This window comes from Actinoplanes sp. NPDC049668 (assembly GCF_044465445.1).
In the GTDB taxonomy this organism is placed as follows: Bacteria; Actinomycetota; Actinomycetes; order Mycobacteriales; family Micromonosporaceae; genus Actinoplanes.
Window position 1 is genome coordinate 521,129 of the sequence record NZ_JBITLR010000001.1, and the last position, 21,715, is coordinate 542,843.

Sequence of the window (21,715 nt, forward strand, 5' to 3'; positions counted from 1 at the left end):
CGAGACGCTTACTCCCGCCAGGCGGTGTGTATCGACACGTCACGGGACGATGCGTATGTGAGGATGGAAAGCATGTCGCACGGCGGGGAAATCTTCGGTCTCGGTGGAGACGCAGCCTCCGAGCCCAGCTTCGAGACCGCCCTGCGGGGTTACGAGAAGAAGCAGGTCGAACGCTACGTAGCGCGCGCCGAGAGCGAGATAGCCACCCTGGCGACCGAGCGGGAGCAGGCCTACTCGCAGTTGCAGGCGATGGCCGGGCAGATCGACCGGCTTCAGCAGGAGGCCGCCCAGGCGCGCCGCCAGCCCGGCCTCGGCGCCGAGGTCTCGTTCCGCCACCTCGGCCCGAAGGTCGAGGAGATCCTCGCCCGGGCCGAGGAGGTAGCCGCGGACATCAAGCGCGCCGCCGCCGACGACATCGCCGCCCGCCTCGCCGAGGCCGAGCGGATCCGCGGCGAGGCCGAGGCGCACGCCCACGACGGCTTCCGCGACTTCGAGATCACGCTTGCCGCCCGCCGCGCCGAGGAGGAGAAGGCCGACGTCGCCCGGCGGGCCGCCGCGGAGAAGGCCGTCGCCACCAGCCGTCAGGCCGCCGAGCAGATGCGCGCGGAGGCCGAGTCGACGCTCGCCCGCGCCCGCGCCGAGGCCAAGCAGCTCGGCGAGCAGGCCGCACAGGAGGCGCAGCGAGCCCGCGCCGAGGCCGACGGCTACGTCAAGTCGACCCGGATGCAGGCCGACCAGGAGATGAAGGCGCTCCGCGCCAAGACCCAGCAGGACGTCGCGAAGCTGCGCACGGATGCCGAGCGCGAGCGCACCGAGCTGAAGTCGTCCGTCGCCCAGGAGCTCACCCAGATGCGCTCGAGCGTCGAGAAGCAGTGCGCCGACCTGCGCAGCGAGGCCGACAAGTACGCGGAGGAGGTGCTGCGCCGCTCCGACGAGCAGGCCACCGCGACCCGCAAGGAGATCTCCGCACAGCAGGAGAAGATCAACCGGGCCGGGCAGGACCTGGAGACCGCCCACGCGGAGGTCGCCGAGGCCGAGCGGAAGGTCGCCGCGGCGAAGGAGCGGGCCGAGGCCGCCGAGAAGGACGAGGCGCTCGTGCAGCAGCGCCTGGCCGAGGTGACCAAGGAGCTCGAGGCCGAGCTCGAGCACGTCGCCGAGGCCAAGCGCGCCGGGGAGGCCGCGGAGCGCCGCGCCAGCGACGTGCGCCGCCAGGTGCAGAAGGAGGCCAAGCGGGTCGCCGAGCTGGCCGCCGCCGCGGTGCTCGCGGCCGCCGCGGCCCCGGACGACGACGAGGACGATGAGGACGAGGCGCCGGCCGCCCCGGCCGCCGGCCAGGCACACGTCGGCACGCAGTCGCCCTCGCCCATGACCTCGGTCGGACAGCACGCGGCGCCCGAGTCGGCCGCGACCTCCGGGCCCGCCGCGCCCGCCTCGCCCGCGCCCGCGAAGATCACCGCCTCGGCCAAGGTGACCCCTCGCCCGGCGGACAGCCGGGTCGGCGTCGACGCGGACTGAGCAGCACGGGTTCGGACAACCGGGTGGCGGGCACCGGCCGGTACCGATAAATTGCGCCGGGGCGTCCTGCGCCGCACCGGTCGCCGACCTCTGCCCGGGCCCCCGTCGTGCATGTATGGGAGGTACCGGTGACGGCCGACGATTCCGGCCCGGTTGACGCGGACACCGAAGCGGTGGAGCCGCCGGCCGAGGATGCCGCGCCGGCCGACGACGCCGTCGCCGAGCATTCCGGCGAGTTCGGCCGGCCCGGGCCGCCGCTCAACCGGCGCAACCCGTTCCTGTTCGGACTGCTGGGCGGGCTGGGGCTGATCACCGCGTACGGGATCTTCCTGGGCCTGCGCAACGCGGCCTCGATCCTGGTGCTGATCTTCATCGCGATGTTCCTGGCGATCGGCCTCAACCCGGCGATCACCCGGATGCGCCGCTGGGGCGTGCCCCGATGGCTGGCCGTGACCGGGCTGACGCTCTCCATCGTGCTGCTGCTCTGCGGCGGCGTGTTCGCGCTGATCCCGCCGCTGGTCACGCAGACCGCCGAGCTGGTCGAGAACGCGCCGGGCTACATCGAGAGCCTCCAGCGCAACGCGACGGTGAACGACCTGGTGCAGCGCTACGACATCGTGAACAAGGTGCAGAGCGCCGTGGACGCGGGCACGGTGACGGACGCGCTGGGCGGCGTGGTCGGCGGCGCGAAGCTGCTCTTCGGCACGATCTTCAACGTGCTGACCGTGCTGGTGCTGGTCATCTACTTCATGGCGGCCTTCGACCGGATCAAGGAGGGCGCGTACTCCCTGGTCCCCCGCTCCCGGCGGGACCGGGTCCGGCTGCTGAGCGACGAGATCCTCGGCAAGGTCGGCGCGTACATGGTGGGTGCCATCGCGATCGCGGTGCTGGCCGGCGTCTGCACGTTCGTGTTCGCGACGATCGTCGATCTGCCGTACCCGTTCGCGCTGGCGGTGGTGGTCGCGGTCTGCGACCTGATCCCGCAGATCGGCGCGACGCTGGGCGCGATCATCGTCAGCCTGGTCGGGCTGGCGGACTCGCTGACGACCGGCATCGTCTGCATCGTCTTCTTCGTCATCTACCAGCAGGTGGAGAACTACCTGATCTACCCGAGGGTGATGCGCACGTCGGTGAAGGTGAGCGACGTGGCGGCGGTGACCGCGGCGCTGCTGGGCGTCGGGCTGTTCGGCGTCATCGGCGCGCTGATCGCCATCCCGGTGGTGGCGGCGGTCCAGCTCATCATCCGCGAGGTCGTGAACCCCAGCATGGAGGAGAAGTAGCCCGACCGCCTCATGACCCGGGCTTGGGCACCGGCACGTCGGAGAACGCCGCCACCGTGCGGTCCGCGTACGCGTTCATGTCGCCGGACTCCATCGCGCCCGCCCACTCGCGCGGCAGCGGCACCTCGACGCCCGGTGCCACCCGGCGCACGACCTCGTCGAGCACGGTCTCCGCGTCGCCGACCCAGAGGTGCTTGGCGCCCGGCACGCCGACCACCTCCGCCTGCGGTATCGCCGCGAAGCGCTCCGCGGCCTCCGCCGGGCGCAGGTAGTCGTCGAACTCCGGCACCAGCGCGGTCACCGGCTTGCCGTCGGCCGCCCAGGCCGCGAGGTGTTCCTCGGACGAGAAACGCAGCGGCGGCGACAGCAGGATCGCGCCCGCGACCGCCGGGTCGAGGCCGTGCATCAGGGTCAGGTCGGTGCCGAAGGACCAGCCCAGCAGCCAGATGTTCGGCAGGTCGAGGAACTCCGCGTACTCGATCGCGGCCGCGACGTCGTACCTCTCCCCCTCGCCCGCCGAGAACTCGCCCTGGCTGGTGCCGCGCACGCTCGACGTGCCCCGGGTGTTGAAGCGCAGCACCGCGATCCCCGCCAGCGCCGGCAGCCGCCAGGCCGCCTTGCGGAAGACGTGGCTGTCCATCATCCCGCCGTGTGTAGGCAGCGGGTGCAGGCAGACGAGCGTGGCCACCGGCTCGCCCGTCTCGGGGCGGACAAGCTCGCCAACGAGGGTCAGGCCGTCGGCCGTGTGCAGCTCGATGTCCTGCCGGCGCGCGGGCAGCACGGAGTTTGCACGGATCTGATTGGTCACGTCCCCATCCTCACCCATAGCGCGGCGCGTTGCGCGAGCGCTCCACGGTTGGGCCGCGCCGGTCACGCGCCCGCCAGCAGCCGGTGTGCCAGTGCCGCCGGTCGCTCTCGTCGCCGCGGTCGTCGACCGGCCAGGCCACGATGTGCGCGACGCCGGGGCGGATCTCCTGCGTGCAGCCGGGGCACCGGTACGCCTTGACCGCCGCCCCGCCGAAGATCGACCGGACCATCCACTCGCCGTCCTGATACTGCTGGATGCCCTCGACGCCCTTGCGGGCGCCCTCGCCGCCGTAGGGCGCGGAGGGCTCGGACCGCCGGGGGCGGTTGCGGCGAGGACTCACGAAATCAAGCGTACGTGTGAGGCACGGGGCACCGAATGCGACCTACACTCACGTTCATGACGGCTACCCGCACTCCCGGCCTGCCCGTGGTCGAGGACGGCTTCCTCATCTCGACCAGCCCCGCCACCGGCGTCGAGGCGGGACGCGTGCCCGTCAGCGACGACAAGGCGGTCGACGCCGCGGTCGACCGGGCCCGCGAGGCGGCCACCTGGTGGGCGGGCCTCGGCTTCGACGGCCGCAAGACGCGGCTGCTGCGTTGGCGGGCCCTGCTCGTCCAGCGGATCGAGGAGCTGGGTGCGCTGACCCACGCGGAGACGGGCAAGCCGGCCACCGACGCGATCATCGAGGCCATCGCCGCGATCGAGCACGTGGACTGGGCCGCCCGCAACGCCAAGCGGGTGCTCGGGCCGCGCCGGGTCAAGACCCGCCTGCTGGTCGCCGAGCACGCCGGCCACCTGGAGTACCAGCCGTACGGCGTGATCGGCGTGATCGGCCCCTGGAACTACCCGATCCTCACGCCGCTGGGGCCGATCAGCGGCGCGCTGGCGGCCGGCAACGCCGTCGTGCTCAAGCCCAGCGAGTACACCCCGGCGGTCGGCCAGTGGCTGGTCGACACGTTCGCCGAGGTCGTGCCCGAGCAGCCGGTGCTGCAGGCGGTGCACGGGCTGGGCGACGTCGGCGCCGCGCTGTGCCGGTCCGGCGTCGGCAAGATCGCGTTCACCGGCTCGACGGCCACCGCCAAGCGGGTCATGGCCACCTGCGCGGAGACGCTGACCCCGGTCATCCTCGAGGCCGGCGGCAAGGACGCGCTCATCGTCGACGCCGACGCGGACGTCGCCGCGGCGGCCGAGGCCGCGGTCTGGGGCGCGATGACCAACGCCGGGCAGACCTGCATCGGCATCGAGCGGGCGTACGCCGTCACGCAGGTCTACGACGCGTTCGTGGCCGCCGTCGTGGAGAAGGCCGGCAAGCTCCGGCTGGGCGAGGAGATCGGCCCCATCACGATGCCGGGCCAGGTCGACATCATCCGCCGGCACATCGACGACGCGCTCGCCTCCGGCGCGACGGCGGTGCTCGGCGGCGCCGACGCGGTGCAGCCGCCGAACGTCGCGCCGACCGTGCTGGTCGACGTGCCCGACGACTCGGCCGCGATCCGCGAGGAGACGTTCGGGCCGACGCTGACCATCACCCGGGTCGCCGACGCGGACGAGGCGATCGCCAAGGCCAACTCGCTGCCGTACGGGCTGGGCGGCGCCGTGTTCGGCAAGGCCAACGGCGTCCGGATCGCCCGGCGGATGCGCGCCGGCATGGTCGCCGTGAACTCCACGCTGAGCTTCGTCGGCAACGCCAACCTGCCCTTCGGCGGCATGGGCGACTCCGGCTTCGGGCGCATTCACGGCGACGACGGGCTGCGCGAGTTCGGCCGGGCCAAGTCGATCAGCGTGCGCCGGGGGCCCTCGCTGCTGCCCTCGATGACCTTCGAGCGCACCCCGGCGCAGGTGCAGCGCATCGTCAAGGCGGTGAAGCTACTGTACGGCCGCCGCCCGTGACCCCGTTTGCTAGCGTCGGCCGGTGGATCATTCCGCGATCGAGGTCCGCGGCCTGTCGGTGAGCTACGGCTCCGCGCCGGTCCTGGTGGACGTCGCGCTGACCGTGCCCGTCGGCGCCGGCGTCTGCGTGACCGGCGAGAACGGCATCGGCAAGTCGACGCTGCTGCGCTGCGTCGCCAGCCTGCAACGCCCCGACGCGGGCGAGATCGAGATCTTCGGCGGGCCGCCCGGTTCCACACCGGAGTTCTGGCGCGCCGTCGTCACCACTGTGGAGCCACCGACCTGGTATCCGGGCCTCACCGCGCGCGAGCACGGCGAACTCGTCTGCCGCGCGCATGGGCTGACGCCGGAGACGGCCGGGCTCGACGACATGCTGGAACGCTTCGGCATCGCCGGGCACGCCGACGTCATCCCGCCCTCGCTCTCCTCGGGCCAGAAGCAGCGGCTCACGCTGGCCCTCGTGCTGCTGCGGCCGAGCCGGCTGCTGATCCTGGACGAGCCCGAGCAGCGCCTCGACCCGCAGGCCAGGACGATGGTGGCCGGCCTGCTGCGCGACTATCTCGCGGGCGGCGGCACGGCCCTGATCGCCAGCCACGACGACGCGTTCGCGGCCGCGGCCGGCACCACCACGATCAGCATGGCCGACCTGCACGCCGCCGAGGCGCGGTGACCACGACCGTCTCCGTCGGCGGCGTCCGGCGCTGGGTGCGCCGGACCCGGTCGGCGCATCGCGAGCGCGGCGAGACGCTGGGCAACTTCTACTTCGCGGTGCTGTTCGTCGCCATCGTCGGCGGCATGCTGCACCGGCAGCTCGCGGCGATCTTCTGGCCGGCCGCCCCGAACGCCTCCGCGCTGGCCGGCGGCGCGCTGTGCCTGGTCATCGTCGGCGGGCTCTACCTCGCGCTGCGCCGGCTCGGCCCGCTGGGCCTCAGCCGCCCGGCGGCGTCCTGGCTGCTCACCGCCCCGGTCAGCCGCCGCCGGCTGCTGCTGCCCTCGCTCTGGGCGGCGGCGCTCGGCGCGGCGCTCGCGGGCGCCCTCGGCGGGCTCGCCGTGCTCGGGCATGTCGCCGCGCGGCCCGTGCCCGGCCCGGACGCGCTGCTGCCGCTGACCGGCGCGCTGCTCGGCGGCGCCCTGCTGCTGATCGCGCTGGACGCGCAGGCGGACCGCCCCTGGTCGGCCTGGTCGGACGACGCGGCCTACCTGCTGGCCGCGGCGGGGCTGGCCGGGCTGGTCGTCGACTCGGCCGTCTCCGCGCCGAGCGCGCCCGCCGGCTGGCCCGCCGGCGGCGTCGTGCCCGCCGTCACCGCGGCGCTCGCGGTGGTCGTGACCGCCTTCTTCCTTTTCGCGGTACGCCGGCTCGCGCGTACGCCGAACGAACGGATCCTCGAGGCGTCCAAGACGGCCGGCACGCTGCTCGACTCGGCGTTCGGGGTGGAGCCGTCGTTCGTGACGGAGATGGTCGAGCGGCGGTACTGGGCACGGCGCCGGCTGCGGTCGCGGCGCCTGTGGACCCGGGTGCCCGTACTGGTGGCTCAGGATCTGATCCTGCTGCGCCGCCGGCCGCGGCGGCTGCTGTTGCTGGCCGGCGCCACCACCCTGCCGGCGCTGCTGGCGCACGCGCCGGGGTGGATCCTGGCCGTCGCCGTGCTGGTCGGCGGGTGTGTGGCCGGCGGCGCGGCCGCGGCGAACGTCCGCACCGACGCCGGCAACCCGGTCCTGCTGCGCCTGCTCGGCCTGAGCTCGCGGCAGGCGGTGATCCAGCGGCTCTGGGTGCCCGGCGTGCTGGCCGCGCTCTGGTACTCGGCCGCCCTGTCCCTGCTGCACGGCCTCGGCGACCTGCCGGCCGGCCCGTGGTGGGCGCTGGGGCTGGTGCTCGGCCCGGCCGGCGCGGCCGCGACCGTCCGCAAGGCGCGCGTCGGCTTCGTCGACAACGGACTGCTGCCGCTGGACACCCCGATGGGATCGTTCTCGACCGGGCCGGCGATCAGCGCGTTCGCCGGGCTCGACGTGCTGCTGCTCGGCCTGCCGACGGTGGTGCAGATCGCCCAGGGCACCCCGCTGACCTGGACCGGTGTCGCGGTGCAGGGCGGGGTCGCCGCGCTCGGCGCGCGGGCGTACGTGAGCGGGACCACCGAGAAGGACCGGGTCGAGCTGAGCGGCCGCTAGAAGAGCGTGAGCTCGTCGCGCTCCATGCCGCGCAGCCGGTCGTAGTCGACGACCACGCAGCGGATGCCGCGGTCGGTCGCCAGGACCCGGGCCTGCGGCTTGATCTCCTGCGCCGCGAAGACGCCCTGCACCGGGGCGAGCAGCGGGTCGCGGTTCATCAGCTCCAGGTAGCGGGTGAGCTGCTCGACGCCGTCGATCTCGCCGCGCCGCTTGATCTCGACCGCCACCGCGCCGCCGGCGGCGTCGCGGCAGAGCAGGTCCACCGGCCCGATCGCGGTCATGTATTCGCGGCGGACCAGGGTCCAGCCCTCGCCGAAGGTCTCCGGGTGCGCGGCGAGCAGCTCCTGCAGATGCGCCTCGACGCCGTCCTTCACCAGGCCGGGGTCGACGCCCAGGTCGTACGAGGTGTCCTGGAAGATCTCCTCGAGGGTGATCCGCAGCTCCTCGCCGGCCTTGTTCACCACCCGCCACACGCCGTCCGCCTCGCGCAGCTTGCAGGGCGGGCTCATCCAGTTCAGCGGCTTGTAGGCGCGGTCGTCGGCGTGGATCGAGACCGAGCCGTCCGCCTTGACCATCAGCAGCCGCACCGCGGGCGGCAGGTGGGCGGAGAGGCGGCCGACGTAGTCCACGGAGCATTTCGCAATGACCAGGCGCACCCGACGAGGGTAGCCGCCGCACCGGGCGGGCTCGCGTGGCGGTGCCATGCTGATGATGTGCTCGAAGCGCTCACCGGTACCGGCCTGGCGGCATCCGCCGGACTCAATGCCTACATCCCCCTGCTCACGATGGGTCTACTGGCCCGCTACACGGATCTGATCGAGCTGCCCGGCGGCTGGCAGTGGCTCTCCGGCGGGTGGGCGCTCGGCATCCTCGCGCTCCTGCTCGCCGTCGAGGTGGTCGCCGACAAGGTGCCGGTGCTGGACCACGCCAACGACGTCGTGCAGACCGTGATCCGGCCGACCGCCGGCGGGCTCGCGTTCGGGGCCGGCTCGGCGTCCGAGACGGTGACCGTGTCCAACCCGGGCTCGTTCTTCGGCTCGCACCAGTGGGTGCCCGTCGCGGCGGGTGTGATCATCGCGCTCTGCGTGCACGGCGTGAAGGCGGCGTCCCGGCCCGTGGTGAACGCCTCGACGGCCGGCCTCGGCGCGCCGGTGGCCAGCACCGCCGAGGACATCGGCAGCGTGCTGCTGTCGGTGCTGGCGATCCTGCTTCCGGTGCTCGTCCTCTTCGGACTCCTGCTGATGCTTTTCGCCGGCTGGCGGGTGATCAGGCGGCGAAAGCGGCGAAAGCGGGAACCGAGGCCATTAGAGGGTGTCGGTACCGAGCGTCTGTTTGGTTGACTGCTGCGGTGCCCGCGATCGCAGTACCCGCCTTCGCCCTGACCTGGTGGCTGGGTTGCTATCTGGTGGGGCGTGACCCCACCCGCCCGCTGCTGTGGCGCTCCGCCGCCGCCCTGATCGCGTACGCGGTCGCGATGGTCGCCTGGACGCTGAGCCCGGCCTCCGCGCTGGCCCAGTTGCTGCTCTGCGTGCCGGCCCTGTTCTGGGCGGGCGTGGCCGCCGGCCTGCTGCCCCGCGACGCGCCGGAGTACCGGCCGGCGAACCGCGGCTGGCCGTTCCTGGCGGCGGTGTTCCTGGCGCTGGCCGCGGTGCTGCCCGGCGTCGGCAAGCTGGTCGCGCTCGCGCCGCTGGCGGGCGCGATGGTGCTGCTGATGCGCTACCGCGAGCGGGTGCGCCCCGCCGCGCTGCCGTCGGCCCTGGCCGCCGCGGCCGCGCTGCACGCGCTCGGCCTAGTCGTCGTGCTGGCCCCGATCGACCTGGGCGCGCCGGTCCTGGTGCTCGCCGCGATCGGCCTCGACCTGCTGCTGATGGGCTTCCTCGTCGCGGTCGCCGACGCGGTCGACGCGGGCGAGCGGCTGCAGCCCGGCCTGGGCCGCGCCCTGCTCGCCGCGGCGGCGGCCCTGCTGCTCTGCGGCGGCCCGGCCGTGCTGACCATGCTCGCCGCGCCCGGCCTGGGCGCGGTGACCCTGCTGCAGTTCGTGCTGGTGGCGATGGTGGTGAGCGCGGTCGGCCTGGCCGGGCAGCTGCGGGCGGTGCTGGACCGGCTGGCGTTCGTCGGCGACGAGCGGCTGCGGCAGGAGCGCGCCGCGCTGCTGCTGGCCGCCGACGCGCTGCCCCGGCGGCGCGAGCGGCACCGGATGATCGCCCTGGACGCGGCGGAGTTCCAGCGGCTGACCCGGCGGGCGCTGGAGGACTTCGGCGACGTGGGCCGGCTGCTGCGCAACCCGCTCATCGACCTGCCGACCGTCGACCGGCGGCTGGCCGCGCGCGGTCCCGGGGTGGCCGAGCAGCCGCTGGTACGGGCCGCGGAGTTGCGGGCCGTGCTGAGCGAGCACGTGCTGCGGCTCAAGCCGGCCGGCGCGTTCGGGACCACCGAGGAGTGGCGGTATTTCAACACCCTCTACTACTGCTGCGTGCTGGGGCTGCGGCCGTACCGGCGGCGGTCGCAGCCCGAAGGGCTGGACCGGGACGCGCGGCGGGCGATCGACTGGTTCCGCCGCTACGTGCCCCGGCGCTCGCTGCACCGCTGGCGGACGGAGGCGGCGAACATGGTGGCCGCGCACCTCTGGCGGGACCTGGTGAGGACCGATCCGCGCTGGCTGGCCGGCGCCGGCGGCGGCGCCCGCCGAGAACCCGTGCGGTGACCTTCGATAGCGACACGCGCCACATAAGTTGGCAACCACGGCAAAATGGTTAAAATCTCCCATCGTGACTTCCGGGGGGTGCTGTGGGTAGCCACCGCAACGCGCTGGTCGCCGTCGTCCGGCAGGAGCTGGCCGAGGCGCGCGGTACCGCCCGGGCCGTGCTGGCCGCCGCGGAGTCGGCCCGTGGCGAGGCCCTGCGCCGTAAACAGCTGATCCGGGACGCCTATTCGACCTGCCTGGCGCAGCTCGCCGAGGCGCGCGAGGCCGCGCGGCAGGACATCCTGCGGCGGACCTCCGCCGAGGCCGCCACGCTGACCCGCAACGTCGAGTCGCTGGCCGCGCTCTGCGCGTCCGGCTCCGCCGGCACGCCCTGGCGCTACTGGACACCCGCCGAGCCCGACCGGGTCGGCCGGCCCCGGCTGCTGCGGATCGGCACGGTCGGCTACAACGCCGGCGACGGCGAACGGCGCCTGCCCGCCCTGGTGCCGCTGCTCGACCACGCCCACGTGAACCTCGTCGGCGACCCGGAGACCGCGGACGGCGTCATCTCCGGGCTGCTGCTGCGGGCTCTGGGCACCACCCGACCCGGCGACGTGCGGCTCACCGTCTACGACCCCGAGCAGCTCGGCGGCACGCTCGCGGCGTTCGCGCCGCTCGGCAACGCCGGCCTGCTCTCCTTCGTCGGCCCGGGCGGCCTGAGCGCGGTGCTCGACGACCTGGTCGAGCAGATCTGCCGGGTCAACGAGACCGTGCTGGCGGGCGAGTACGCGTCCCTCGCCGAGCTCACCGCCGCGACCACCGGGCCGCGCCCCGAGCCGTGGCGGGTGGTCGTGCTGCTCGCGGACGCCGAGCTCACCGCGGGCCAGCGGGCCCAGCTCGACCGCATCGTCCGCACCGGCGTGGCCTGCGGCGTACACCTGGTGGTCCGGGGTCTCGAGCTAGCGCCGCATCCCACGGTGGAGCACATCGCCGTGCGCGACGGCACCGCCACCTGCGACACCACCGGCCCGCTCGCGGTCACCCTCGACGCGCCGCCGCCGCCGGAACGGATCTCCGGGTTCGCCCGGACCACCGCCGAACGCCTGCGCGAGGGGCCGCCGCCGGCCAGCTTCGCCGACCTCGAGCCCGACAAGCTCTGGACCGAGTCGTCCGCGCACGGCCTGGCCGCGCCGATCGGCGACAGCACCGCCGGCCCGCTCATCTGCGTGCCGCTCGGCGACGACCCGCCGCACGCGCTCATCGGCGGCCCGTCCGGCTCCGGCAAGACGAACCTGATCTACGCCTGGATCGGCTCGCTCGCGGCCCGGTACAGCCCGGCGGAGCTGGCGTTCTACCTGCTGGACTTCAAGGAGGGCGTGTCCTTCGCGCGGTTCGCGCCCGGCCCGCGCGACCCGAGCTGGCTGCCGCAGGTCCGGCTGGCCGGCATCAACGTCAACGGCGACCGCGAGTTCGGCCTCGCGATGCTGCGCCACCTCGGCGAGGAGCTGCGCGCCCGGGCGCAGGCCGCCAAGCGGTACGAGGCGTCGAAGCTGGCCGAGCTGCGCGCCGAGGACCCGGGCGGGCACTGGCCCCGGATCGTCGCCGTCATCGACGAGTTCCAGGTGCTGCTCGCCGGGCGCGACGCGCTCGCCGACGAGGCCGTGACGCTGCTGGAGGACCTGGCCCGGCGCGGCCGGTCGCAGGGCATCCACCTCGTGCTGGCCAGCCAGGACGTCTCCGGCATCGAGGCGCTCTGGGGCCGCTCCGGCCTGATCGGACAGTTCACCCTGCGCATCGCGCTGCCGAAGGCGCGGCGGGTGCTCGCGGACACCAACCTGGCGGCCGCGGTGATCCCCCGCTTCCACGCGGTCGTCAACGCCGACTCGGGTGCGGCCGGCGCCAACCACATCGTGCGGCTGCCCGACGCGGGCGACCGGGCCGCGTGGCGCACCCTGCAGCACAAGCTGTGGCACAGCCGGCCGGACGACTGTCTGCCGCCCCGGCTCTTCGACGGCGACGCGGTGCCGCGGCTGCCCGAGGCGTACCGGCCCGCGGGGCGGGTGCCGCGGGTGACCTCGGACATCGGCTCCTCGCCCGGCGCCGTGCTCGGCGAGCGGATCGACGTCGCCGCGCGGCCCGCCCGGCTGCGGCTCGGGCGGATGCCGGGGCGCAACCTGGCGGTGCTGGGCACGCGTACCGGCGAGGCCTGCGACGTGCTCGCCGCGGCCGCGCTGTCGCTGGCCGCGCAGGGGCCGGCCCGGTTCAGCGTGGCCTGCCTCGACCCGGGCGCGGAGCGGGCGGCGGCCCGGCTGGTCGCCGAGCTTCCGCAGGCCGACTGGTACGGCCCGGCCGACCTGGATCAGCTCTTCGACGCCCTCGAGCCGGACGGCATCCCGCACTACCTGCTCGGCTACGCGCTCGACGCCGCCGGACCGTCCTACCGGGAGCGGCTGCGCGCCGTGCTCACCGACGGGCCCGAGGAGCGCACGCACGTGCTGGGCTGGTGGCGCTCGGTGCAGCGGCTGCGCGACGACCTGGGCGGGATCGGCGCGCGGCTGGACACCATCGGCGCGTGGGTGGCCCTCGACGTGCAGGGCCCCGAGCTCAGCCCGCTCTCACCGCAGCCCGGCGGACCGGTCTGGTACCCGCGCCGGCGCCGGGCCCTGTTCTTCGACCGATCGGTGCACCGTCATCCGGAAGTGATCATCCCGTACGAGGTGAACAGTGACCACACGTGACCGCGACTACCAGCTGATGATGAGCGCGCTCGCCGACGTCGCCCGGCGCCGGGACGAGGCGCTGGAGAACGCCGAGCAGGCTTACCAGACCAGCTCGGCCCAGGCGGCCGGCGAACTGGCCCGGGCGGAGAACGACGCCATCGCGGCCGACCGCTGGGCGGGGGCCGCCGCGGCTCAGGTGCTGGACGTGGACCGGGAGGCGGCCCGGCTCTGGGACGGGCTGCGCCGGGCCCGGGGCATGCGGGTGCGCACTCTCGGCGAGATGCCCGAGCCCGCGGCGATCGAGACGCTGCCGCGGGTCGCGCTCGAGAGCTCGCCGGACTCCGGCGCGCCGGCGCCGGCGCCGCGGCAGTCGGCCCGGACGCTGCTCGCCCGGACCGCGGAGCGGATCGACGACACCGTACGCCCGGCCGCGCGCCGCCCGGCGCCGCGCTGGGTGCTGCCGCTGCTGCCGGTGCTGGGCGCGCTGGTCGCCGGCGCGTGCGGGCTGATCGCGGCCGGCCTGGTGACCTTCGGAGGCTCCGGCATCCCGGGCGGGGCCGTGCTGCGCGGGATGGGCTGGCTGGCGTTCCTGATGGCGCCGTCGGCGGGCGTCCCGGTGGCCGCCGCGCTCGCGCACCGGCGGCTGAACGCCCGGCTCGACGTCGGCGGCATCGGCCTCACCCTGCTCGGCGGCATGCTCGCGGCCACGGTGCTGTCGGTGACGTTCGCGGGGACGCGCTAGGCACGCCGCAGGCGTGCCTAGCGCGTCCTCCACCCCTGCCGCCCTAGCCCGGCGTGCCTAGCGCGTCCTCCACCCCTGCCGCTCAGTACGTGTAGAAGCCCTTGCCGGTCTTGCGGCCCAGGTCGCCCGCGGTGACCATGCGCTGCAGCAGCTCCGGCGGGAAGAACTTCTCGTCCGCGGTGTCGTGGTAGATGTTGCTCGCCGCGTTCAGCATCACGTCGAGGCCGGTCAGGTCGACGGTGGCCAGCGGGCCCATCGCGTGCCCGAAGCCCAGCTTCATGACGGTGTCCAGGTCGGCGGCCGAGACCACGCCGCTCTCGACCAGGCTGATCGCCTCGACCAGCAGGGCCGAGAAGAGCCGGTTGGAGACGAACCCGGCCACGTCCCGCTTGACCTCGACGCAGGTCTTGCCGACCTCCTCGGCGAAGTCGCGGGCGGCGGCGAGGGTCTCGTCGGAGGTCTGGTAGCCCCGGACCAGCTCGACCAGCTTCATCATCGGCACCGGCGAGAAGAAGTGGATGCCGACCACCGACTCCGGCCGCGAGGTGACCGCTGCGATCTGGGTGATCGGGATCGCGGAGGTGTTGGTGCCGAGCACCGCGCCGGGCTTGCAGATCTTGTCGAGCGCGCGGAAGACCTCGTGCTTGGCCTCGAGCTTCTCGTAGATCGCCTCGACCACCACGTCGGCGTCGGCCATCGCGTCGAGCTCGGTGGTCGTGGTGATGCGGCCCGCCGCCGCCTCGGCGTCCTCGGCCGAGATCCTCCCCTTGGCGGCGAAGCGCCCGAGGGAGTCCCGGATCGCCGCGACGCCGCGGCTCAGCGATGCCTCGTCCAGGTCCCGCATGGTGACCTGCCAGCCCGCCTGGGCGGCCACCTGAGCGATGCCGGAACCCATCAGACCGGAGCCGATGACAGCGAGTCGACCCGCCATGTGTGCTCTCCTTCTCACGTTGAGGTTGCGGTGACAGCCTAGCCGCCCCGCTTAACGCTGACTCAGTGCCTCGATCGGGGCAAATCGGGGAAAACACCGGCCGCCGGTGCCAGACTGTGCCCATGCCACCAAGCGACGGCTGGTACCTGGTAGGGCCGTTCATAGCCGTCGCGCTGGTCGGGTTCCTCGCCGCCGTCTTCTGGCGGATGGGCCTGCAGTGGAACCAGGTCGGTGAGAACCCGCCGCGCGAACAGGGACTGGCCATCTTCGGCGAGACCGAGGACTACGGACTGCTCTGCCCCGCCGCGGCGACCGACGACCCGGGCATCGCCGACGAGATCCGCGGCCTGCTGGCCGCGGCCGGCATCCGCTCGACGTCGGCCGCCCGCCCGGACGGCCGGCTGATGGTCCTGGTCTTCCCGGAGGAGGTCGACGAGGCCCGCCGGCTGGTCGGCGGCTCACCCGCCCTCTGAGCGCGCGTGCGCGACCGCTCAGAAGTCGAACGTCGGCTCGGCCACGACCGCGCGCTCGACCTCGACGCCGAGCCCGGAAAGGTCCGACACGAAGTCCGGGTAGCCGCGGTCGATGTGGTGCACCTCGCCGACCTCGGTGCTGCCCTCCGCGCACAGGCCGGCGATGACCAGGCCCGCGCCCGCGCGGATGTCGGTGGCCCGCACCGGGGCGCCGGAGAGGCGCTCGCGCCCGTTCACGACCGCGTGGTGGCCGTCGGTGCGGATGTCCGCGCCCAGCCGGACCATCTCGTTCACGAACATGAACCGGCCGTCGAAGATGTTCTCGGTGATCAGCGACGAGCCCGTGCTCACCGCGGCCAGGCCGATCGCCATCGGCAGCAGGTCGGTCGCGAAGCCCGGGTACGGCAGGGTCACGATGTCGACGGCCTTGGGGCGGTCGTCCATGCGTACCCGGAAGAGGTTGTCGCCCGGCTCGACCACCGCGCCGGCCGAGACCAGCTTGTCCAGGGCGATCTCCAGGTAGGCGGGCTGCACCCCGTGCACCGTGACGTCGCCGCGGGTCATCGCCGCCCCGAACGCCCAGGTGCCGCCGACGATGCGGTCGCCGATCGTGGCGTGGCGCACCGGCTTGAGCGCGTCGACGCCCTCGACGGTCAGCGTCGAGGTGCCCGCGCCCGAGATCTGCGCGCCCATCGCGGTGAGCATGTCGCAGATGTCGACGATCTCGGGCTCCCGGGCCGCGTTGTCGATCTCGGTGACGCCCTTGGCCAAGACGGCCGCCATCAGCAGGTTCTCCGTCGCGCCGACGCTCGGGAAGTCCAGCCAGATCTTGGCGCCGCGCAGGCCGCTCGGCGCCGAGGCGATGACGAAGCCGTGCTCGCCGGAGATGTCGGCGCCCATCCGGGCCAGGCCGGCCACGTGCATGTCGAGGCCGCGCGAGCCGATCGCGTCGCCGCCGGGGTGCGCCACCCGGACGTAGCCGCGGCGGGCCAGCAGCGGGCCCAGCACGCAGATCGAGGCCCGCAGGCGGCGCACCAGGTCGTAGTCGGTCTCGCTGCCCGGCTCGGCGGGCACGTCTATGGTCGCGTCGCCGCTGCCGAGCGTCACGTCGCAACCCAGCCGGCGCAGCACCTCGGCCATTATGGCGACGTCGGTGATGTGCGGGACGTTGGTGACCACGCTGCGCCCCTCCGCCAGCAACGCGACCGCCATCAGCTTGAGTGCCGAGTTCTTCGCGCCGCCCACCGTGACATCGCCGGAGAGACGCACGCCGCCCTTGACCCTGATCACATCCACGCGCGCAATCGTATGGGGCCGGACCCAGCCACCTCCGTAGGGTGGGGGGCATGGCTGTGCATCTCACCCGCATCTACACCCGCGCCGGCGACGCCGGTGCGACCCGGCTCGGCAACAACGAGGTCACCGCGAAGACCGATCCCCGGGTCGCGGCGTACGCCGACGCCGACGAGTGCAACGCCGCGATCGGCGTCGCGCTGGCCATGGGCGCGCTCGCCCCGGACGTCAAGAGCGTCCTGACGGCCGTGCAGAACGACCTGTTCGACGTGGGCGCCGACCTGTGCAATCCGCTGGCCGAGGACCCGCCCTACCCGCCGCTGCGCATCAACGAGGCGTACGTCACCCGGCTCGAGGGCTGGTGCGACGAGTACAACGACCAGTTGCCGGCGCTCGACTCCTTCGTGCTGCCGGGCGGCACGCCGGGCGCGGCGCTGCTGCACGTGGCCCGCACGGTCGCGCGCCGGGCGGAGCGGTCCGCCTGGGCGCTGCACGAGCAGGACGAGGCGCGCACGTCACCGCTGCCGGCCAAGTACCTGAACCGGCTCTCGGACCTGTTGTTCATCCTGGCCCGCACGGCGAATCCGGCCGGGGACGTCAAGTGGGTGCCCGGCGGGGTCTCCTGAGCCGTGGCGCACGCGGCGCGGCCGGTCCGACCCGTCCGCGCCGGACCGATCAGCGCTCGACGACGCGGTGCGTGATGGCCGGGCGCGGGGCGACCGAGCCCGGCTGCCCCGGCGGGCCCGCCTCGAGCCACGAGAGGAAGCCGGTCACCGTCGACTCCGCCATGGCGATCTCAAGCTCCGCGCGGCCCGTGGTGCAGAGCAGGACCACGCAGTGGCCCGGCATGGTCAGGCGCTCGGGACCCTCCGGCAGCCGCTTGTGGCCGACCTCGAGCGTGCGACGGTTCAGCACGCGCTTGGGGCGGAAGGCGAAGCTGAACATGCGGTGGAAGCGCAGCTCGTCGCCGACGAACTGGCCGATCCCGGAGGACCAGCCGCGCCCGGGTACCAGCTTGTGCACCCGGACCTGTAGCCGGATGGTGCCGCCGCCGGACATCAGCAGCCGGCGGCGCAGGAAGACCGCCAAGAGGGCGACGAGCAGCGCGGCGACGCAGATTCCGAGGATCACCAGAACCCGCATCGCCGGCGTCAGTGCGCGTCGGGGGTGGCGGGGGTGGCGCTCTCGGCCAGTACCGTCACACCGTCGGCGTCGACGGAGAGGAAGCCACCGGCCACGTCGTAGGTCAGCTGCTCGCCGCCGGCGAGCTTGACCCGCACCTGGGACGGCTCCTTGAGCAGGCCGAGCAGCGGCGCGTGGCCGGGGAGCACGCCGAGCTCACCCTCGACGGTGCGGGCGACGAGCATCTCGGCTTCGCCGGACCAGACCTTCTCCTCGACGGCGACGACCTGGACGTGCAGCTGATTGGCCACGCTGTCTCCTTGTAAAGCCTGCGGACGCTCTTGCGGTGAAGTCTAAACGGCTGGGTGACACGACGGTGCCTCGGGTGGCGACCGCCACTGCTAACCGTCAGAGTTTCTGGAAGAAGTCCGGATGGTCGATCAGGAACGTCGTGATCGTGTCGTTGTTGACGGACGCGAAGAAGGAGTCGGCGGAGGGCTCGAGCGTCTCGCCGAGGTACTTCCCGTTGTCGATCAGGCTCCGGCCGGGGAGCTTGACCAGCGTCATGTCGTCGGCGCGCAGGCCCTTGAGCGCCAGGCCCCAGTCGACGATGGTGTGGCCGTTGCCGTCGAAGATCAGCGCGTCACCGGCGGCCCGCAGTACGGCGTCGAGCTTGACCGGGTTGGACACCACGTTCTTGCTCAGCGCCTGCGAGGCCATGGCCTTGATGAACTGCTGCTGGTGCCGCTGGCGGTCGTAGTCGCTGCGGGGCAGGCCGTAGCGCTGCCGCACGTAGTCGAGCGCCTGCCAGGCCTCGAGGTGGTACGTGCCCTTCTTGTACTCCGCCTGCGGCCCGATGTAGGGGTGCTCGCAGTTGTTCGCGGCGCACTCGGGCCGGCGGTCCCGCGGCTTGCCGTTGGGCTTCAGGTGCTCCGACTTCACGTTCTGGTCGATCTTCATCGTGACACCGCCCATCGCGTCGACGATGTCCTTGAAGCCGTTGAAGTTGATGATCGCGCCAGCGTCGAACTTCTTGATGCCCGTCAGCTTGCTGACCGTCTTGGCGAGCAGGTCGAAGCCCTGCGCGACGTCGTGCTTGCCGTTGCCGACCGAGCTGCCGTACGACATCGCGGCGTTGATCTTCGAGGTGCCGCCCCGGAATCCCGTCTTCTCGAAGGGCGGGATCTCGACCCGCAGGTCGCGCGGGATCGAGAAGAGGTAGGCCTGCTTCAGGTCCTTGGGTATGTGCACCACGATGATCGAGTCGGACAGCGGCGCCGCGTTGGTGTTCCGCGGGTCGATGCCGACCAGCAGGATGTTGACCGGGCCCTTGATGTCGCTCGCCTTGGTGGCGCCGTTGGCGGCGTTGCCGAAGAGGTCCTTGGTCTCGACCGCGCCGGCGTAGCGGGCCACGAGCACCTGGCTCGTGACGATCCCGCCGCCGCTGACGACCATCAGGACGGATCCCAGGATCGCGCAGAGCCGCGCCCACAGGGGCGCGCGCCGGCGGTTCCCGGATTTGCTGCTCTTGGCCACTCGATCCCCAACCATGCCGGTCGAACCATCCGCGATCAACGGCAGTGCCCAGACTATCCGATCAATAAAAGAAAGATTCGCGTCTGAACCCTGTACTGCGTAGCTAAACGGACATAACGGGCCTATGGAAACGCGTGAGCCGCGCCGACAAGCGTCGGCGCGGCTCACGTGAGATCCGCAAAGATCAGCCCTTCATGAGCTCGTGCGCGTTCTTCTCGAGGTCCTCGAGGCCGCCACACATGAAGAAGGCCTGCTCGGGGTAGTTGTCGTACTCCCCCTCGCTGATCTTCTTGAACGCCTCGATGGTCTCCTTCAGCGGGACCGTCGAGCCGGGAACGCCGGTGAACTGCTCGGCGGCGTACGTGTTCTGCGAGAGGAAGCGCTCGATGCGGCGGGCCCGCTGCACCGTGACCTTGTCCTCCTCGGAGAGCTCGTCCATGCCGAGGATCGCGATGATGTCCTGCAGGTCCTTGTACTTCTGCAGGATCCGCTGCACCTCGCGGGCGACCGCGTAGTGCTCGGCACCGACGAACTCCGGCGCCAGGATCCGCGAGCTGGAGGCCAGCGGGTCCACGGCGGGGTAGATGCCCTTGTCGGAGATCGACCGCTCGAGGTTCGTCGTCGCGTCCAGGTGGGCGAACGTGGTCGCCGGGGCCGGGTCGGTGTAGTCGTCCGCGGGCACGTAGATCGCCTGCAGCGAGGTGATCGCCTTGCCCCGGACCGACGTGATCCGCTCCTGCAGCTCACCCATCTCGTCCGCCAGCGTCGGCTGGTAACCCACGGCGGACGGCATGCGGCCGAGCAGGGTCGACACCTCGGAGCCGGCCTGGGTGAACCGGAAGATGTTGTCGATGAAGAGCAGCACCTCCTGGTTCTGCACGTCACGGAAGTACTCCGCCATGGTCAGCGCGGAGAGGGCGACGCGCAGGCGGGTGCCCGGCGGCTCGTCCATCTGGCCGAAGACGAGGGCGGTCTTGTCGAGCACGCCACCCTCTTCCATCTCCAGGATGAGGTCGTTGCCCTCACGGGTGCGCTCACCCACGCCGGCGAACACCGACGTACCACCGAAGTTGCGGGCAACCCGGATGATCATCTCCTGGATGAGCACCGTCTTGCCGACGCCAGCGCCACCGAACAGGCCGATCTTGCCACCGCGCACGTACGGCGCGAGCAGGTCGAGCACCTTGATGCCGGTCTCCAGCATCTCGGTCTTCGGCTCGAGGTCCGCGAACGCCGGGGGCTTGCGGTGGATCGGCCAGCGCTCGGTGATGTCCAGCGTGGACGGGTCCACGTTGAGCACCTCGCCGAGGGCGTTGAACACGTGGCCCTTGGTCACGTCGCCGACGGGCACCGAGATCGGCGAGCCGGTGTCCCGGACCTCGGCGCCGCGGACGAGACCGTCGGTGGGCTGCATCGAGATGGCGCGGACCAGGTTGTCACCCAGGTGCTGGGCGACCTCGAGGGTCAGCGTCTTCGTGCCACCGGAGAGGGTCACGTCGACGTGCAGCGCGTTGAAGATTCCCGGCATGGCTTCACGGGGGAACTCGGCGTCGACGACCGGGCCGATGACCCGGACGACGCGGCCGACGCCGGTCTCCGTCTTGGTGGGCTCAGCAACAGCAGTCATCACTCATCACTTCCCGCCGCGGCCAGCGCGTTGGCGCCGCCGACGATCTCACTGATTTCCTGGGTGATCGCAGCCTGCCGCGCGGAGTTCATCTCGCGCGTGTACCGCTTGAGCAGGTCGTCCGCGTTGTCCGACGCGCTCTTCATCGCCCGGCGCCGGGACGCCGACTCGCTGGCCGCCGAGTCCAGCAACGCCGCGTAGATCCGCGTGTTGAGGTACTTCGGCAGCAGCGCCTCGAGCAGTTCCTCGGCCTCCGGCTCGAACTCGTATGCCGGACGCAGCCCGGGCTCGCGCTCCAAGTCCTCGACCTGCATCGGCGCCAGGAAGCGCGCCTCCGCGGACTGGGTCATGAGCGACTTGAACTGGGTGCTGACGATGTGCAGCTCGTCGACACCCTGAATGCCGTCCGGACCGAACGCCTCGTCGTTGTCCGCACCCGCGACGAACGCCTCGAGCAGCGCGTTGCCGATGGTGCGGGCGTCGGAGAACGACGGCCGCTCCGAGAACCCCGTCCAGCTGGTCTCGATCGGCCGGTTACGGAACCGGTAGTACCCGACGCCCTTGCGGCCGACGATGTACAGCGCCACGTCCTTACCGTCCGCGCGCAGCCGGGCCATCAACTGCTCGGCGGTGCGGATCGCGTTGGCGTTGTAGGCGCCGGCCAGGCCCCGGTCGCTGGTGATCAGCAGAACCCCGGCCCGCTGCACCCGCTCGCGCGACTGCAGCAGCGGGTTGTCGATCGTCGCGTTGGACGCCAGCGCCGTCAGGACCCGCGTGATCGCCTCCGCGTACGGCTTGGAGGCGTTCACCCGCTCCTGAGCCTTGGCGATGCGGCTCGTCGCGACGAGCTCCTGCGCCTTGGCGATCTTCTTGGTGGACTTGACGGTGCGGATGCGCCGCCGAAGTGCCTGTACCTGACCGGCCATGGC

Annotated in this window: 21 protein-coding genes; 11 read left to right on the top strand and 10 right to left on the bottom strand. The window is 72.7% G+C overall.

All coding sequences use genetic code 11. The annotated features are described in order from the left end of the window. Positions 1-72 precede the first annotated feature (72 nt). Entirely contained in the window at positions 73-1,515 is a 1,443-nt protein-coding gene (locus ACIBSW_RS02370; RefSeq protein ID WP_354728991.1) for a Laminin subunit beta-1, read from the top strand. Between the two features lie 128 nt (positions 1,516-1,643). Beyond that, on the top strand, positions 1,644-2,795 hold the full coding sequence (locus ACIBSW_RS02375) for an AI-2E family transporter (protein ID WP_404799195.1): 1,152 nt from the start codon (positions 1,644-1,646) through the stop codon (positions 2,793-2,795). Between the two features lie 10 nt (positions 2,796-2,805). Here ACIBSW_RS02375 and ACIBSW_RS02380 read toward each other — a convergent pair whose 3' ends face one another. Together ACIBSW_RS02380 and ACIBSW_RS02385 are read right to left on the bottom strand one after the other, a co-directional pair. Next, positions 2,806-3,621, bottom strand: a complete 816-nt coding sequence (locus ACIBSW_RS02380; RefSeq protein ID WP_354728989.1) for an alpha/beta hydrolase — start codon at positions 3,619-3,621, stop codon at positions 2,806-2,808. Next, on the bottom strand, positions 3,614-3,943 hold the full coding sequence (locus tag ACIBSW_RS02385) for a hypothetical protein (RefSeq protein ID WP_354728987.1): 330 nt from the start codon (positions 3,941-3,943) through the stop codon (positions 3,614-3,616). The genes ACIBSW_RS02380 and ACIBSW_RS02385 overlap by 8 nt, the downstream gene beginning before the upstream one ends. Positions 3,944-3,999: 56 nt before the next feature. Between ACIBSW_RS02385 and ACIBSW_RS02390 the strand changes: the two genes are divergently transcribed. The 3 genes from ACIBSW_RS02390 to ACIBSW_RS02400 are packed head-to-tail and all read left to right on the top strand — an operon-like array spanning position 4,000 to position 7,659. Next, entirely contained in the window at positions 4,000-5,493 is a 1,494-nt protein-coding gene (locus ACIBSW_RS02390; RefSeq protein WP_354728985.1) for an aldehyde dehydrogenase family protein, read from the top strand. Positions 5,494-5,515: 22 nt separating this feature from the next. Next, positions 5,516-6,163, top strand: coding sequence for an ABC transporter ATP-binding protein (locus ACIBSW_RS02395; RefSeq protein ID WP_354728983.1), 648 nt, complete (start codon positions 5,516-5,518; stop codon positions 6,161-6,163). Further along, positions 6,160-7,659 (top strand): DUF6297 family protein, encoded by a 1,500-nt coding sequence (locus ACIBSW_RS02400; protein WP_354728981.1) that lies wholly within the window; start codon positions 6,160-6,162, stop codon positions 7,657-7,659. Before ACIBSW_RS02395 ends, ACIBSW_RS02400 begins: the two co-directional genes overlap by 4 nt. Here ACIBSW_RS02400 and nucS read toward each other — a convergent pair. Beyond that, complete coding sequence (gene nucS / locus ACIBSW_RS02405; RefSeq protein ID WP_354728979.1) at positions 7,656-8,315, bottom strand: endonuclease NucS; 660 nt, start codon at positions 8,313-8,315, stop codon at positions 7,656-7,658. The genes ACIBSW_RS02400 and nucS overlap by 4 nt on opposite strands. A gap of 57 nt (positions 8,316-8,372) precedes the next feature. Between nucS and ACIBSW_RS02410 the strand changes: the two genes are divergently transcribed. The 4 genes from ACIBSW_RS02410 (at position 8,373) to ACIBSW_RS02425 (ending at position 13,804) form a co-directional block, all read left to right on the top strand. After that, positions 8,373-8,999, top strand: a complete 627-nt coding sequence (locus ACIBSW_RS02410) for a DUF4126 domain-containing protein (RefSeq protein WP_354728977.1) — start codon at positions 8,373-8,375, stop codon at positions 8,997-8,999. Between the two features lie 8 nt (positions 9,000-9,007). Then, on the top strand, positions 9,008-10,363 hold the full coding sequence (locus tag ACIBSW_RS02415; RefSeq protein ID WP_354728975.1) for a hypothetical protein: 1,356 nt from the start codon (positions 9,008-9,010) through the stop codon (positions 10,361-10,363). A gap of 83 nt (positions 10,364-10,446) precedes the next feature. Next, entirely contained in the window at positions 10,447-13,080 is a 2,634-nt protein-coding gene (locus tag ACIBSW_RS02420; protein ID WP_354728973.1) for an FtsK/SpoIIIE domain-containing protein, read from the top strand. Next, positions 13,067-13,804, top strand: a complete 738-nt coding sequence (locus tag ACIBSW_RS02425; RefSeq protein ID WP_404799197.1) for a hypothetical protein — start codon at positions 13,067-13,069, stop codon at positions 13,802-13,804. The genes ACIBSW_RS02420 and ACIBSW_RS02425 overlap by 14 nt, the downstream gene beginning before the upstream one ends. Before the next feature lie 82 nt (positions 13,805-13,886). Here ACIBSW_RS02425 and ACIBSW_RS02430 read toward each other — a convergent pair whose 3' ends face one another. Further along, complete coding sequence (locus tag ACIBSW_RS02430; protein WP_354727565.1) at positions 13,887-14,735, bottom strand: 3-hydroxyacyl-CoA dehydrogenase family protein; 849 nt, start codon at positions 14,733-14,735, stop codon at positions 13,887-13,889. Between the two features lie 122 nt (positions 14,736-14,857). Between ACIBSW_RS02430 and ACIBSW_RS02435 the strand changes: the two genes are divergently transcribed. Next, positions 14,858-15,208: a hypothetical protein gene (locus ACIBSW_RS02435; RefSeq protein ID WP_354727563.1), complete on the top strand. Its 351-nt coding sequence runs from the start codon at positions 14,858-14,860 to the stop codon at positions 15,206-15,208. Positions 15,209-15,226: 18 nt separating this feature from the next. Here the strand turns inward: ACIBSW_RS02435 and murA are convergent, their stop codons facing one another. Next, positions 15,227-16,513, bottom strand: a complete 1,287-nt coding sequence (gene murA, locus ACIBSW_RS02440; RefSeq protein ID WP_354727570.1) for a UDP-N-acetylglucosamine 1-carboxyvinyltransferase — start codon at positions 16,511-16,513, stop codon at positions 15,227-15,229. A gap of 41 nt (positions 16,514-16,554) precedes the next feature. Between murA and ACIBSW_RS02445 the strand changes: the two genes are divergently transcribed. Continuing rightward, positions 16,555-17,127, top strand: a complete 573-nt coding sequence (locus ACIBSW_RS02445) for a cob(I)yrinic acid a,c-diamide adenosyltransferase (protein WP_354727561.1) — start codon at positions 16,555-16,557, stop codon at positions 17,125-17,127. 49 nt (positions 17,128-17,176) lie between these two features. Here the strand turns inward: ACIBSW_RS02445 and ACIBSW_RS02450 are convergent, their stop codons facing one another. The 5 genes from ACIBSW_RS02450 to ACIBSW_RS02470 form a co-directional block, all read right to left on the bottom strand. Further along, the gene (locus tag ACIBSW_RS02450; protein ID WP_354727559.1) at positions 17,177-17,644 is read right to left on the bottom strand and encodes a DUF2550 domain-containing protein; all 468 of its coding nucleotides are present in this window, start codon (positions 17,642-17,644) and stop codon (positions 17,177-17,179) included. Positions 17,645-17,652: 8 nt separating this feature from the next. Then, the gene (locus tag ACIBSW_RS02455) at positions 17,653-17,934 is read right to left on the bottom strand and encodes a F0F1 ATP synthase subunit epsilon (protein WP_354727557.1); all 282 of its coding nucleotides are present in this window, start codon (positions 17,932-17,934) and stop codon (positions 17,653-17,655) included. Positions 17,935-18,031: 97 nt separating this feature from the next. After that, positions 18,032-19,174 (bottom strand): LCP family protein, encoded by a 1,143-nt coding sequence (locus ACIBSW_RS02460; protein WP_354727555.1) that lies wholly within the window; start codon positions 19,172-19,174, stop codon positions 18,032-18,034. Positions 19,175-19,343: 169 nt separating this feature from the next. Then, positions 19,344-20,786: a F0F1 ATP synthase subunit beta gene (atpD, locus tag ACIBSW_RS02465; protein WP_404799198.1), complete on the bottom strand. Its 1,443-nt coding sequence runs from the start codon at positions 20,784-20,786 to the stop codon at positions 19,344-19,346. Then, positions 20,786-21,712 (bottom strand): F0F1 ATP synthase subunit gamma, encoded by a 927-nt coding sequence (locus ACIBSW_RS02470; RefSeq protein WP_354727552.1) that lies wholly within the window; start codon positions 21,710-21,712, stop codon positions 20,786-20,788. Before ACIBSW_RS02470 ends, atpD begins: the two co-directional genes overlap by 1 nt. Positions 21,713-21,715 lie beyond the last annotated feature (3 nt).

Excerpts from the sequence above, each read along its gene's own strand:
- ACIBSW_RS02390 (WP_354728985.1), top strand. The coding sequence starts at position 4,000 with ATGACGGCTACCCGCACTCCCGGCCTGCCCGTGGTCGAGGACGGCTTC.
- ACIBSW_RS02370 (WP_354728991.1), top strand. The coding sequence starts at position 73 with ATGTCGCACGGCGGGGAAATCTTCGGTCTCGGTGGAGACGCAGCCTCC.
- ACIBSW_RS02435 (WP_354727563.1), top strand. The coding sequence starts at position 14,858 with ATGCCACCAAGCGACGGCTGGTACCTGGTAGGGCCGTTCATAGCCGTC.
- atpD (WP_404799198.1), bottom strand. The coding sequence starts at position 20,786 with ATGACTGCTGTTGCTGAGCCCACCAAGACGGAGACCGGCGTCGGCCGC.
- ACIBSW_RS02450 (WP_354727559.1), bottom strand. The coding sequence starts at position 17,644 with ATGCGGGTTCTGGTGATCCTCGGAATCTGCGTCGCCGCGCTGCTCGTC.
- ACIBSW_RS02470 (WP_354727552.1), bottom strand. The coding sequence starts at position 21,712 with ATGGCCGGTCAGGTACAGGCACTTCGGCGGCGCATCCGCACCGTCAAG.
- ACIBSW_RS02430 (WP_354727565.1), bottom strand. The coding sequence starts at position 14,735 with ATGGCGGGTCGACTCGCTGTCATCGGCTCCGGTCTGATGGGTTCCGGC.
- ACIBSW_RS02380 (WP_354728989.1), bottom strand. The coding sequence starts at position 3,621 with ATGGGTGAGGATGGGGACGTGACCAATCAGATCCGTGCAAACTCCGTG.
- ACIBSW_RS02445 (WP_354727561.1), top strand. The coding sequence starts at position 16,555 with ATGGCTGTGCATCTCACCCGCATCTACACCCGCGCCGGCGACGCCGGT.
- ACIBSW_RS02460 (WP_354727555.1), bottom strand. The coding sequence starts at position 19,174 with ATGGTTGGGGATCGAGTGGCCAAGAGCAGCAAATCCGGGAACCGCCGG.